At 69.3% G+C, this 12,652-nt stretch carries 16 protein-coding genes; 7 read left to right on the top strand and 9 right to left on the bottom strand.

All coding sequences use genetic code 11. The annotated features are described in order from the left end of the window. The first annotated feature begins 29 nt into the window (after nt 1-29). Nucleotides 30-1,475 carry an NCS2 family permease gene (locus OG965_RS19510; protein WP_371653369.1) on the top strand — a complete coding sequence of 482 codons (1,446 nt, stop codon included), beginning with the start codon at nt 30-32 and terminating at the stop codon, nt 1,473-1,475. A gap of 10 nt (nt 1,476-1,485) precedes the next feature. On the opposite strand, the gene OG965_RS19505 is transcribed toward OG965_RS19510, so the two are convergent. Beyond that, complete coding sequence (locus tag OG965_RS19505; protein WP_101388865.1) at nt 1,486-1,668, bottom strand: ribbon-helix-helix protein, CopG family; 183 nt, start codon at nt 1,666-1,668, stop codon at nt 1,486-1,488. A 157-nt stretch (nt 1,669-1,825) separates the two neighbouring features. On the opposite strand from OG965_RS19505, the gene OG965_RS19500 reads away from it, so the two are divergent. Genes OG965_RS19500 through thpR form a run of 3 tightly spaced genes read left to right on the top strand, consistent with a single transcriptional unit; the run spans nt 1,826 to nt 4,241 of the window. Continuing rightward, nucleotides 1,826-2,269: a MarR family winged helix-turn-helix transcriptional regulator gene (locus OG965_RS19500; protein WP_371653368.1), complete on the top strand. Its 444-nt coding sequence runs from the start codon at nt 1,826-1,828 to the stop codon at nt 2,267-2,269. A gap of 30 nt (nt 2,270-2,299) precedes the next feature. Next, nucleotides 2,300-3,646, top strand: coding sequence for an MFS transporter (locus OG965_RS19495; protein ID WP_371653367.1), 1,347 nt, complete (start codon nt 2,300-2,302; stop codon nt 3,644-3,646). Between the two features lie 31 nt (nt 3,647-3,677). Beyond that, the gene (gene thpR, locus OG965_RS19490) at nt 3,678-4,241 is read left to right on the top strand and encodes an RNA 2',3'-cyclic phosphodiesterase (RefSeq protein ID WP_371653366.1); all 564 of its coding nucleotides are present in this window, start codon (nt 3,678-3,680) and stop codon (nt 4,239-4,241) included. A gap of 8 nt (nt 4,242-4,249) precedes the next feature. Here the strand turns inward: thpR and OG965_RS19485 are convergent, their stop codons facing one another. The 6 genes from OG965_RS19485 to OG965_RS19460 form a co-directional block, all read right to left on the bottom strand. After that, on the bottom strand, nt 4,250-5,113 hold the full coding sequence (locus OG965_RS19485; protein ID WP_371653365.1) for a hypothetical protein: 864 nt from the start codon (nt 5,111-5,113) through the stop codon (nt 4,250-4,252). A 15-nt stretch (nt 5,114-5,128) separates the two neighbouring features. Then, on the bottom strand, nt 5,129-5,467 hold the full coding sequence (locus OG965_RS19480; RefSeq protein ID WP_371653364.1) for a hypothetical protein: 339 nt from the start codon (nt 5,465-5,467) through the stop codon (nt 5,129-5,131). Between the two features lie 508 nt (nt 5,468-5,975). Further along, nucleotides 5,976-6,974 (bottom strand): aldo/keto reductase, encoded by a 999-nt coding sequence (locus tag OG965_RS19475; RefSeq protein WP_371653363.1) that lies wholly within the window; start codon nt 6,972-6,974, stop codon nt 5,976-5,978. Nucleotides 6,975-7,033: 59 nt separating this feature from the next. Then, on the bottom strand, nt 7,034-8,044 hold the full coding sequence (locus OG965_RS19470; RefSeq protein WP_371653362.1) for an aldo/keto reductase: 1,011 nt from the start codon (nt 8,042-8,044) through the stop codon (nt 7,034-7,036). 66 nt (nt 8,045-8,110) lie between these two features. Next, nucleotides 8,111-8,734, bottom strand: coding sequence for a Uma2 family endonuclease (locus OG965_RS19465; RefSeq protein ID WP_371653361.1), 624 nt, complete (start codon nt 8,732-8,734; stop codon nt 8,111-8,113). 104 nt (nt 8,735-8,838) lie between these two features. Beyond that, a complete protein-coding gene (locus tag OG965_RS19460) occupies nt 8,839-9,372 on the bottom strand; it encodes a MarR family winged helix-turn-helix transcriptional regulator (RefSeq protein WP_371653360.1) in 534 nt (177 codons plus the stop codon). A gap of 75 nt (nt 9,373-9,447) precedes the next feature. On the opposite strand from OG965_RS19460, the gene OG965_RS19455 reads away from it, so the two are divergent. Continuing rightward, nucleotides 9,448-9,906, top strand: a complete 459-nt coding sequence (locus OG965_RS19455) for a carboxymuconolactone decarboxylase family protein (protein WP_371656992.1) — start codon at nt 9,448-9,450, stop codon at nt 9,904-9,906. A 9-nt stretch (nt 9,907-9,915) separates the two neighbouring features. On the opposite strand, the gene OG965_RS19450 is transcribed toward OG965_RS19455, so the two are convergent. Both OG965_RS19450 and OG965_RS19445 read right to left on the bottom strand, forming a co-directional pair. Then, nucleotides 9,916-10,596 carry a GDSL-type esterase/lipase family protein gene (locus OG965_RS19450; protein ID WP_371653359.1) on the bottom strand — a complete coding sequence of 227 codons (681 nt, stop codon included), beginning with the start codon at nt 10,594-10,596 and terminating at the stop codon, nt 9,916-9,918. Nucleotides 10,597-10,814: 218 nt separating this feature from the next. Continuing rightward, on the bottom strand, nt 10,815-11,591 hold the full coding sequence (locus tag OG965_RS19445; RefSeq protein WP_371653358.1) for a helix-turn-helix domain-containing protein: 777 nt from the start codon (nt 11,589-11,591) through the stop codon (nt 10,815-10,817). 151 nt (nt 11,592-11,742) lie between these two features. Between OG965_RS19445 and OG965_RS19440 the strand changes: the two genes are divergently transcribed. Continuing rightward, a complete protein-coding gene (locus OG965_RS19440; protein WP_371653357.1) occupies nt 11,743-11,994 on the top strand; it encodes a hypothetical protein in 252 nt (83 codons plus the stop codon). Between the two features lie 154 nt (nt 11,995-12,148). After that, complete coding sequence (locus OG965_RS19435) at nt 12,149-12,592, top strand: hypothetical protein (protein ID WP_371653356.1); 444 nt, start codon at nt 12,149-12,151, stop codon at nt 12,590-12,592. Nucleotides 12,593-12,652: the final 60 nt, after the last annotated feature.

Genomic DNA, 12,652 nt, shown 5'->3' with positions numbered 1-12,652 from the left:
CCCGCCCCGTCTCACGACTGAGGTTCCGCATGTCCCCCTCGGCCACCGCCAAGGTCGACGCACCGTCAGCCCCGAAGCCGCCGGTCAACGCCCTGGACCGCTACTTCAGGATCTCCGAGCGGGGCTCCACCCTCGGCCGGGAGATCCGCGGCGGCTTCGCCACCTTCTTCGCGATGGCCTACATCATCGTGCTGAACCCGATCATCCTGGGCAGCGCGAAGGACATGTACGGGCACCAGCTCGACGGCGGCCAGCTGGTCACCGCCACCGTGCTGACCGCCGCCTTCACCACGCTCCTGATGGGCGTCATCGGCAACGTGCCGATCGCGCTGGCGGCCGGGCTCGGTGTGAACACCGTGGTCGCCCTCCAGCTGGCGCCCCGGATGAGCTGGCCGGACGCGATGGGCATGGTCGTCCTCGCGGGCTTCGTCGTGATGATCCTGGTCGCCACCGGGCTGCGCGAGCGTGTGATGAACGCGGTGCCGCTGGGCCTGCGCAAGGGCATCGCGATCGGCATCGGCCTGTTCATCATGCTGATCGGCCTGGTCGACTCGGGCTTCGTGTCCCGTATCCCGGACGCCGCCCACACCACCGTCCCGCTCCAGCTCGGCGGCAACGGTCATCTGCTCGGCTGGCCGGTCCTGATCTTCGTCCTCGGCGTACTGCTGACGCTGGCGCTGCTCGTACGCAAGGTGCCCGGCGCGATCCTCGTCTCGATCGTCGTGATGACCGGTCTCGCGATGATCATCAACGCGGTGGCGACCGTCCCGTCCTGGGGCCTGACCACCCCGAAGTGGCCCGGCAACCCGGTCGCCAGCCCCGACTTCGGGCTGGTCGGCGAGGTCAGCCTGTTCGGCGGCTTCGACAAGGTCGGCTTCCTGACCGGCACCCTGTTCGTCTTCACCGTGCTGCTGTCGTGCTTCTTCGATGCCATGGGCACGATCATGGGCATCAGCGACGAGGCCGGGCTGACGGACGCCGAGGGGAACATGCCCGGCATGAACCGCGTCCTGTTCGTCGACGGCATCGCCGTCGCGGCGGGCGGCGCCTCGTCCTCCTCGGCCACCACCTGCTTCGTGGAGTCCACGGCGGGCGTCGGCGAGGGCGCCCGCACCGGCTTCGCGAACGTGGTCACCGGCGGCCTGTTCACGGTCGCGCTGTTCCTGACCCCGATCGCCACCATGGTCCCGTCCCAGGCCGCCACCCCGGCGCTGCTCGCGGTGGGCTTCCTGATCCTGTCCGGCTCGATCCGGCAGATCGACTGGGACGACTGGACGATCGCGATCCCGGCGTTCGTGACGATGGTGATGATGCCGTTCACGTACTCCATCACCAACGGCATCGGCATGGGCTTCCTCACGTTCACGGTGCTGCGCCTGGTGGCCGGGCGCGGCCGTGAGGTGCCGGTGGCGATGTACATCGTGTCGGCGGTGTTCGGCTTCTACTACCTGATGCCGGCCCTGGGCCTCACGTAGCCGGGGGGCGCTAGGCCGCCCCGTAGAACTTCTCCGTCTCCGCCGCGGCGGCCTGAAGCCGCTCGTCGAAGTCGTCGCGAATGAGCGTCCGGACCACATAGTCCTGGACGCTCATTCCGCGTTTGGCGGCATGCTGCCGGAGCCGTTCGAGCAGCTCACCGTCTATCCGCAGGCTGAGCACGCTGGTCCCCATGGGACGAGGGTCGCCGCAGGCCCTGCCCCGGTGCGTCACTTTTCCGATAGCTCTCACTCTTTCGGGTGATGTGTGTAGTGGTGTGTGGCGGCCGTTACGGTACGCCAGTGGTACCTGGGCTGGTATTTAGCCAGAGTAATGAGTTATTCTAACGAACATGTCTGACCTGCCCCACGACAGCGACGCGGACGTCGCCGCCGTGAACTCCCTCCGCTCGGCGGTCATGCGCCTGAGCCGGCGCCTGAAGCACCAGCGCGTCGACGAGTCGCTGAGCCCCACCGAGATGTCGGTGCTCGGCACCCTCTTCCGCTGCGGCTCGGCCACCCCCGGTGAGCTGGCCCGCAAGGAGCACGTCCAGCCGCCGTCGATGACCCGCATCGTCGCGCTGCTGGAGGCGAAGGGCCTGGTCAGGCTGGAGCCGCACCCCGACGACCGCCGCCAGAAGGTGGTCAGCCAGACCGAAGAGGCCGAGGCGATGCTCGAAGAGAGCCGCCGCAAGCGCAACGTCTGGCTGGCTTCCCTCGCGGAAGGCCTGGACGAGGACGAGTGGGCGAAGCTGCGCGCCGCCGCACCCGTACTGGAGAAGCTCGCACACCTGTGAACTGACCGCGCACGATAGGAGGCGAACCCTTTGAGTACGGGATCCGGAGCAGACTCCGCCCCCGCACCGAAATCCACCCACGACCCCGCTGCCCCCGGCAGCGGACGAGGGACATTCTCCTCCCTCGCGATCCGCAACTACCGGCTGTTCTTCTCCGGTGCCATCGTCTCCAACATCGGTACGTGGATGGCGCGGATCACCCAGGACTGGCTGGTCCTCCAGATCACCGGCTCCTCTGTGGCGGTGGGCATCACCACCGCCATGCAGTTCCTGCCGATGCTGCTCTTCGGGCTGTACGGCGGCGTCATCGCGGACCGCTTCGCCAAGCGGAGCATCCTCTTCTTCACCCAGAGCGCGATGGGCCTCGGCGGCCTGTTCCTGGCGGCCATGACCCTCACCGGGCAGGTCCAGGTCTGGCACGTGTACCTGACCGCGTTCTTCACCGGCCTGGTCACGGTGGTCGACAACCCGACCCGGCAGTCCTTCGTCTCCGAGATGGTCGGCCCCGACCAGGTCCGCAACGCGGTCAGCCTCAACTCGGCCAACTTCCAGTCGGCGCGACTCGTCGGCCCGGCGGTCGCGGGCGGCGTGATGGCGGCGGTGGGCCCCGGCTGGGCGTTCCTCGCCAACGGCCTCTCCTTCCTGGCGCCGCTGGCAGGCCTTGCCCTGATGCGTACGGCCGAGCTGCGGCCCACGAAGCTCGCCCCGCGCGGCAAGGGCCAGCTCCGCGAGGGCCTCGACTACGTCTCCAAGCGCCCGGAGCTGATCTGGCCGATCGTCCTGGTCGGATTCGTCGGCACCTTCGGCTTCAACTTCCCGATCTGGCTGAGCGCCTTCTCCCGCGACGTCTTCCACGGCGGCTCCGGGATGTACGGCCTGTTCAACAGCCTGATGGCGATCGGCTCCCTGATCGGCGCACTGCTCGCGGCCCGCCGTGGCACCACCCGACTGCGCCTCCTCGCGGGGGCGGCCGGCCTGTTCGCGGTCCTGGAGATCGCGGCGGCGATGGCACCCGACATGGCGCTCTTCATCGGACTCCTGATCCCCATCGGCGTCCTCGGCCTCACGGTGAACGTCACCGCCAACGCCTCCGTCCAGATGGCCACCGACCCGGAGATGCGCGGCCGGGTGATGAGCCTGTTCATGATGGTCTTCACCGGCGGCACCCCGCTGGGCGGCCCGCTCTTCGGCTGGCTCACGGACGAGTACGGCGTACGGGTCAGCCTCGCCCTGGGCGGTCTGATCTGCGCGCTCGCGGCGGTGGGCATCGGCCTGATGCTGGCGCGGGCGGCCAACCTGAAGCTCAAGGTCGACCTGCGGCGCGGCCGCCGGCACCTGGAGTTCGTACCGAGGGAGCAGCTGGCGACGGCAGCGTGACGGGTCCGTCCCATGCGGCGAAACTGACCCCATGAGACTCTTCGTGGCTGTGCTGCCCCCGAGCGCGCGAGTGGCCGAACTCGGCGTGGCGGTGGACGCGTTGCACGCCCTGCCCGGCGCGGACCGGCTGCGCTGGGCGGGCCGCGACGACTGGCACCTCACGCTCGCGTTCCTGGGCGAGGTCGACGAGGCCGTCCTGCCCGACCTGCGTGAGCGGCTCACGCGGGCCGCCCACCGCACCCCGCCCTTCGAGCTCCGCCTCCACGGGGGCGGCCGGTTCGGCGACAAGGTGCTGTGGGCGGGCGTCGCGGGCGCGATCGACGCGCTGCGGCTGCTGGCCGAACGCTCGGACGCGGCGGCCCGCCGCGCGGGCGTGCCGATGGACGAGCACCGCCGCTACCACCCCCACCTCACGCTCGCCCGCAGCCGGGCGGGCGTGGACCTGCACCCGTACGTGGACGCCCTGGCGTCCTTCGAGGGCACGGCGTGGCAGGCGGACGAGCTGGTCCTGGTCCGCAGCCGGCTGCCGGTCTCCGGGGTGCCCGGGGAGGCGCCCCGGTACGAGGTGGTGGGGCGGTGGGGGCTGGGGGTGTGACGCACTGATCAGCCGGGGCGGAAGGCGATGCGGACGGCGCCGTCCGCCGGGACCATGATCACGAACCCGCGCGTACGGGTCCAGCCGTCCGGGATGAGGAACATCCGGTTGCCGGACTGGGCGAGCAGGCGTACGCCTCGGTAGCGGTACTTGTACTTCTGGGCCGGGCCGCCCGCCGGCAGCGCGCTCTCCTTCACCGGCGCGGCCCCGAAGTAGAGCTGCTCGGCGGTGTCGACGACCACGGTCGGCCGGTGCCACAGATTCCGGGCCAGCTCCCGCCCGTCGTCCCTGCCATGGGTCTGGGCGTAGGCCTGTACGGCCCAGAAGCAGCTCAGGGCGATCAGCGCCGCCATGATGACGAGGGCCTTCAGCTCGCCGGGGAAGGGGTGCCCGGTGGTCTTGAGGTGCAGGGTGCGCCCGTACACCACGAGCAGCAGGCCGCCGCCGAAGAGCAGCGGGGTGTCGAGCGGCCCGGCGGGCCACACCTGGAGACCGCCGAGCAGCCCGAGGACGAAGAGTGCGCCGCCGCACACGGCAAGCCCCACGCCCGCTTGCCCCAGGTGGCGCACGAGGCCCGGTCGTGCGTCACCGACGGAGGAGACCCACGCGAGCCCGAGCGCTCCCGCGAGCCCGGCGGCGAGCGCCACGGCCAAGGGCATGTACAGGCTTGCCGCGCTGCGCAGCAGCAGGTCCTGGGTGGACAGGCCGAGGGTGGCGAGATCGATGCCGAAGTACCCGTAGAAGGAGGAGGTGTACGCGAAGCCGAAGTAGAGGAGGAGCCCGGTGAGCAGGGTCGTGGGCGCGACGAACCCGGCGACGGCCTTGAGCCAGTTGCCCCACGGGGGCCGGGCCGGGGTGGGCTGCTCCTCCATGTGCGGCCTCCTGCGTCAGGTGGCGTCGGCGGAGGGAGAGGGCTCGGGCTCCTCGGGCTCCTCGTCCGGGTCCGGCGCCTCGGTGTCGGCCGGGAACGGGCTGCTCTGCGGGTTGGGGTTGCCGGTCAGCGTGACGCACGCGATGTGGACGGGGATGAGTGGCGCATGGGAGGTGTTCTCGAACACCCATTCAAGCGTCACGGATTCATCGGGTGAGAGCTTGACCGGCTGAGGGCCCGTCCGGGTCGTCCAGCGGCCCGTGGGGCTGCAGTCGTAGACGGTCGCGGTGCCGCTGTACGTGTCGCTGGTGGGGTTGGTGGGGTTGGTGAAGGTCACCTTGACGCTGGGCCACACCCCGTCGAAGTCGGTCGAGACCCGCCCCGCCGTCTGAAGCCGCCGCTGCCGCCGTCCCCGCCGCCGTTGGTCTGCTGACCGCTCGTGTCCTCGGTCTGCTGCCCGGTCGGCTCCGGGGGAGGCGGGGTAGTGGGCTCCTCGGTCTGCGAGGTGTCGCCCGGCGGGCTGGGAGATTCGTCCGACCCCGAGGAGCAGCCCGCAAGCAGCAGCCCCACCACGAGGAGGGTGACCGGAACGAGGCGGTGCGGTCGACGCCGTACGTGATCCACCTTCGGGATGGTAACACTGAGTCATCGCCTGCGTACGGTGGCGCGCCCGGGGCGGCCGAACGGGGCCGGGTGGGGGTTCGTTACGCTCATACGCGTGAACCCGAAGACCAGGAACCGGATCATGGCCGGCGTGCTCGTGCTGATGTTCGTCGTTGTGGCGGTGGCGGCGGCACGGGGCTGAGGCCGCCGTCGCCCATGGGGCTGCCAGGGGTGAAGCCCCGGGCAGCCCACGGTCCCGCCTACCAGGCGAACGCCTCCGGTGACGGCCCCGGCCCCGGGAAGATCTCGTCCAGGGACGTCAGCAGTTCCCCGCTCAGTTCGAGCTCCACCGCTCGCAGGGCGGACGCGAGCTGGTCCGCCGTGCGCGGGCCGACGATCGGCCCCGTCACGCCCGGCCGCGTGAGCAGCCACGCCAGCCCCACCTCGCCCGGCTCCAGGCCGTGCTTGGCCAGCAGGTCCTCGTACGCCTGGACCCGCCCCCGTACCACCGGGTCCCTCAGCGAGTCCGCAGCCCGGCCGCCGGTCGAGCGTGAGCCCCCGCCCTCGCGCTCCTTGCGCAGCGCCCCGCCCAGCAGGCCCCCGTACAGCGGGGACCAGGGGATGATCCCCACTCCGTACTCCTGCGCGGCGGGGATGACCTCCATTTCGGCGCGGCGCTCGGCGAGGTTGTAGTGGCACTGCTCGCTGACCAGGCCCAACCGGCCGGTCCGGGCGGCCAGTTCGTTGGCCTGGGCGATCTTGTAGCCGGGGAAGTTCGACGTGCCGACGTACAGCACCTTCCCCTCCCGCACCAGGACGTCCATCGCCTGCCAGATCTCCTCGAAGGGGGTCTGACGGTCGACGTGGTGGAACTGGTAGACGTCGATGTAGTCCGTGCCGAGCCGCTTCAGGCTGCCCTCGACCGACCGGCGGATGTTGAGCGCCGACAGCTTGTCGTGGTTCGGCCAGACGGGGGCGCCGTCGGCGGACATGTTCCCGTACATCTTCGTGGCCAGAACCGTCTTGTCGCGGCGCCCGCCGCCCCGTGCGAACCAGTTGCCGATGATCTCCTCGGTGCGGCCCTTTCCCGCGCTCTGGCCGTACACATTGGCGGTGTCGAAGAAGTTGACGCCCGCGTCCTGCGCGACGTCCATGAGCGCGTGGCTGTCGGCCTCGTCCGTCTGCGGGCCGAAGTTCATGGTGCCGAGGACGAGGCGGCTGACCTTGAGACCGGTGCGTCCGAGCTGCGTGTACTCCATGAGGCACCAGCGAACGCCTTGAAGTGCGCTCCAGGCAAGTACCACGCGCCACGCCACCTCTACCAGGCGAACGCCTCCGGCGACGGGCCCGGCCCCGGGAAGATCTCGTCGAGCCCGGCCAGCACCTCCTCGCTCAGCTCCAGCTCCACCGCCCGCAGAGCCGATTCGAGTTGCTCGGCCGTGCGCGGGCCGACGATCGGGCCGGTCACGCCCGGCCGGGTGAGCAGCCACGCCAACGCCGCTTCGCCCGGCTCCAGTTCATGCTTGGCGAGCAGGTCCTCGTAAGCCTGCACCTGTGCCCGTACCGCCGGATCCGCGAGCCCGGCGGCGGACCGGCCGCCCTTCGTGCGCGCTCCGTCACCCGCCCGCTCCTTGCGCAGGGCGCCGCCGAGCAGGCCCTGGTGGAGCGGGGACCAGGGGATGATCCCGACGCCGTACTCCTGTGCGGCCGGGATGACCTCCATTTCGGCGCGGCGTTCGGCGAGGTTGTAGAGGCACTGCTCGCTGACGAGCCCCAACCGGCCGGTCCGCGCCGCCAGTTCATTGGCCTGGGCGATCTTGTAGCCGGGGAAGTTGGAGGTGCCGACGTACAGCACCTTGCCCTGCTGTACGAGGACGTCCATCGCCTGCCAGATCTCCTCGAAGGGGGTCTGACGGTCGACGTGGTGGAACTGGTAGATGTCGATGTAGTCCGTGCCGAGCCGCTTGAGGCTGGCCTCCACCGAACGCCGGATGTTGAGCGCGGAGAGCCGGTCGTGGTTGGGCCAGGAGGTGATGTTCCAGGGGGTGCCGTCCTGGGTCATGTTCCCGTAGCCCTTGGTCGCCAGGACCGTCTTGTCGCGGCGCCCGCCGCCCCGCGCGAACCAGGACCCGACGATCTCCTCGGTGAGTCCCTTGTGTTCGGCTGTGCCGTAGATGTTCGCGGTGTCGAAGAAGTTGATGCCCGCGTCGTGTGCGGCGTCCATGAGTGCGTGACTGTCGGCCTCGTCCGTGAGGCCGCCGAAGTTCATGGTGCCGAGGACGAGGCGGCTGACCTTGAGACCGGTGCGTCCGAGCTGCGTGTACTCCATGAGGCACCAGCGAACCTCTTGAAGTGCGCTCCAAGCAAGGGCGTTCCGCCGACGGTCGGTCGGCGGTCAGTCGCGGGGGAACTCGTCGGTGGTGAGGGTGAGGTCCACCACGGTCTCCTTCAGGTTGATCTCGGCCCCGAACGCGATGGTGAGATCGCTGATGTAGTCGCCGTCCTTGGGCTGGGTGTAGACGTGGCAACGGCCGAGATACGGATCGACCACGAGATAGACGGGGACGCCGGCGGTCGCGTAAGCGGTCTTCTTCGGGCCGTAGTCATTGGCGGCCGTGTCCTTGGAGATGACTTCGGCGACGAACTCGACGTCCTGGTACGGCCAGTGCCCTTTGATGTTCTGCTGCGCGCCTTCGCGCAGCTTCGCCACGTCCGGGCACAAGCCGTTGAGGCGCCCCGGAAAGTCGATGCGCTCGTCCGAGGCCACCGGCACATCCATGCCGAAGCGGTCCTCCAGCGCCCGGACGATCCTGCGGATGATCTGCCAGTGCACGTGTCGTTGCGGCGACATATGGATGGCCCCCTCGACGATCTCTACCCTGTAACCCTCGGGGACGGGCATTTTCGCGAGCCGCTCGAACAGGTCGTCCAAGGTGCTCGTGTCGTCGCTCTCGGCCATCTCGATCCTGTCGGTTTCTGGGGGCACCTCCCACGCCCTTAAGGCAGTGGGGGAGGTCATCGTGGCGCTCCTCCCCGGCTGTCGCTCCCCGGCAGCCAGCCACCCGGTACAACGATACGCACGGCGCCAAGGACACGGGCAGTCGAACCCAAGTGCGTACGCGGCTAGGACCCCGCGAACCAGCTCGACGCGTCGAGGCGGAAGGCCTCCGGTGGGACGACCGTGCGCAGGGCCGCCTCCATGTCGCGTACGGGACCGGCGCCCAGCGTACGGACCCAGTCGGCGCGCAGCTCGTCGAACAAGGCCGCCGACCGGGTCAGCGCGTCGAGGCCGCGCGGGGTGATGCGGACGACCTTGCGGCGGGCGTCGGCGGGGTCGTCGGCGCGTTCGGCGTAGCCCAGGGCCTCCAGGCGGTCGACGGTCTTGCCGGCCGCCTGCTTGGAGACGCCGAGCCGCCGCCCGATCTCGCTCGCGGTCGCCCCGCCGGGCCCGATGGCCTGGAGCGCGAAGCCGTGGGCGGGCCGCAGGTCCGGGTGTCCCTGGTGGGCCAGCTCGGTGTGGAGGCGGTCGATGAGGGAGCGGAACCCGCCGAGGAGGAGCAGGGGGAGCTCGTACCCGGGGGTGGGCACTCCCGCATCTTCTCCATTGCGAGAACCGACAACCTGGTTTACCTTCTTATCGTCAACCACGTTGTCCATCTTACGGGGAGCAGGACCGCAGTGACATTCGTCGAGCACACCCTGGAGTCCGCACCGGCCGAGTCGCGCCGTGCGATGGAGGGAACGATCAAGCACCTGGGGCACCTCACCCCGGCCGTGGCCCGGCTGGCCGCCTCGCCGCACACGCTGGAGGGCTTCCTCAAGATGAGCGCCCTCTTCGAGCGGACGACCCTGGAGCCGGTCGCCCGCGAGGTGGTGATCATGACGGTCGCCACCCGCAACGCGTGCGATCTGTGCGTGAACATGCACACGGCCAAGCTGCGCGGGCTCGGCGCGCCGGAGCAGCTGATAGCCGAGCTGCGGGAAGGGAAGCCGCTGACGGACGAACGGCTCGAAGCGGTACGGGAGTTCACGCTCGCGGTGTACGCGACGGCGGGCGCGGTCCCCGACGACGCCCTGAACGCGTTCCTGTCCCACGGCCACACCCGCCAGAACGCCCTGGAGGTCGTCCTGGGCATCGGCACGTACACGGTGTCGACGTTCGCCAACCGCCTGACGGGGTCGTCGCACTGACGGTCCGCGTCAGCGCGCGTACGCCCCTCCCAGCCCCCACCCCTGATGCATCGCGTCGGCGAACGCCGCCGCCAGTTTGTGTTCGCCCGAGGCCGAGGGGTGGGTGCCGTCGTACGTGTCCTTGTGGATGTCGTACGTCGGGGGGTGCGAGGCGAGCAGCAGCGGCGAGGCGGGCTGGTCCAGGTCCGCCACCGCCTTCGCGAGGAGTTCGTTGAAGCGGGATACCTCGGCCGCGAAGGGGGCGTCCGACTCGGCCCGGATGTTCGGGATGACCGGGAGCAGGACCATGCGGACGGCCGGGTTCGCCAGCCGCGCCTGCGTCACGAAGGTGCGGACGTTGGCCGCCGTCTGGTCGCTGTCCGTGTAGAAGCCGAGGTCTATCAGGCCGAGGGAGATCAGGAGGACGTCGGCTTCCGCCTCCGCCGCCGCCCCCTGGATCGTCGGGGCCATGTGCAGCCAGCCCTCGCCCCACCCCGACAGGTGGCGGCGGGCCTCGGCGGGGAAGTCCGGTGCCCCGTACTCGTACGACAGCGGCTCGCCCGCCTCCGTGTCGTACAGCTCGGTGCGCGGCCCCACGATCTCGAAGGGGCCGTCGAAGGACGTGCTGAGGTGCTGCCACATGCGGTAGCGCCAGGTGATGTCGCCGGCGCGTCCGATGGTCATGGAGTCGCCAACAAACATAAAAAGCATGCTGCATCCCAGCAGGTCAGACCACGAGGGTGGGAACCAATGGACGAGGTCATCGAGCAGTGGGCATCCGAGCAGGCTGCCCGGGCACCCGAGCTCTCTGCTGAAGCCCTCCGAGACCTGGCCAATGAGCTGGGTCTTGACTGGGGAGAGTAGTCGAACCCGTAGCAGCACAGCACAGGAGCTAGATCACATGATCCGGTCCCTGTTTGCCGTCGTGGTCACTCGGGTGGGCGGCTGTACTGCTCCATGGTCGCCTTGCTGACGGACCGGCCCATGAGCCGCAGCTCCCAAGGCCCGGTGTTCACGTCGAAGTCCTTGCCGAAGCCGACCCACTTCCCGGCCATGCGTCGGCCGGTCGGCTCGACGAGGAGTTGCAGCGCCCCGTGATAGCGGGCGCCCTGGTAGTAGCCGTCGGCGGCCGTCTGCTCGGTCCACACGCCTGTGACGACGTTCCGGTCCACGGTGAGCTCCAGGGTGAGCGGGCTGTCCGGGTTGCTGGACGCCCCGGGCAGGCTCTGCGCGGTCAGCCTGTTTCCGTGCTGCACGATCACTACGTAGTGCTTGCCGTCGTAGGTCCGGTCGCGGCTGGATGAGAAGAACTCGTACTGGCTGAGCCACACGCCCGAGAAGTTCTCCTTGGTCGCCTGAGCAGCTGTCTGAGCCGCCCCCACAGCAGCGGTGACACCTTCGGTCCCAGCGTCCATGTCATGTCCTCCTGCGCCGTCCTCGTGGACCCGTGCCCGAGGCATCGGGAGTGAGAAGCCCAGCCCTTCGATGGGACGGCCCGTCACGTGTTCCAGGGCCCGTGCGTACACCCCGCGCGGTGTCCTGCTCACCCCGGACTCCCAGCGTTGCACCAGACGCTTGGACGCGTCGTTGGGCTCGCACAGTTCGTCCCCTGCCTTGCGCAGGGCCTTGGCCAAGTCGTCCTGGCTCAACCGCAGGCCGATGCGCACGGCCCGCAGTACGTCGTTGGGAACAACCACGGTCGTCATGCGATTCACGCTAGACCCAAGTGGCCCTCAATGACACCGAATTGACGCCCACGAGTGACGCCCTTCCGGCGCCCTGTATGCCGTCGCGGCTGTCCAAGGCGAGAAGAGAACATCGGCAGGCACGCACAGGAGCGGACCCAGGGCGGATGCGATGAGACAGGCAACGACCGAGTGGAACCCCGGCACGGCCGTGTTCGACCGTGGCAGTCAGTTGGTCGGCATCGTGCAGGAGCAGAAAGGCACGAAGCTCACCCTGAAACGCCCGTCCGGACTCCGCTGGCACACCCGCACGGTGGCAGTCCGCGCCGCCAACGACAGGGAGCTGGTCCAGCTCAAGGCCTTGGCCAAGCACAGCCGCAACGTGCAGGGGCTCAGGTCGCCGAGTCGTCGCAGCTCCCACTGAAGACTCCCGGCCCTCGGCCCTCGTCCAGACCCACTGTCACGAGGGGTCCGTCCCGGTCGAGGGTCCGGGGCAAGTCCCCTTCTCCTGTTCAGATTCCACTCTCTGAGCAGGAGAAGGGGTTCAGCGCACCACCCATCGAGAGAAGGGGCATCTGGTGGCTACAGCAGTGCATGTGAGAGAACCCCGTACGTGCGTCACTCCCGAGGTCTGGGAGCGTGAGGTCCGGCTCGTCATGCGTGACCACGACATGGAACGCGAGCTTGCCGAACGTACCTTCGGGCAGGTCGTGGCCTATCTGGTCACCTCCGCGGAACGTCCCGACGTGGACATGGGCCCGGCCCGACTTGTGGATTTCGGAGTCCACACCTTCGTGCTCGACACGATCAACTACACGGACTTCTGCCTCAAGCACGCGGGACAGTACATCCACCACGTTCCGCACCTCCCCGAGGAGAAGTCCAGTCAGCCGTACGTCCTCAAGGCCACCATCCAGGCCATCAGGGACGCCGGATTCGTCATCGACCGAGAGCTGTGGAACGCCAAGGCGGCGGACTGTCACCAGTGCCACGCCTGTTGTACGGATAGTCCTGTCAGTTAGCAGCGCCAAGTGAGGTTCGGTGGCTCCCTCTCTCCCCAGGGGAGCCACCGGCACGGGAGG

The sequence above is a fragment of the Streptomyces sp. NBC_00224 genome (genome assembly GCF_041435195.1).
Classification (GTDB): Bacteria; Actinomycetota; Actinomycetes; order Streptomycetales; family Streptomycetaceae; genus Streptomyces.
This window is presented reverse-complemented; position numbering and strand designations above follow the sequence as displayed.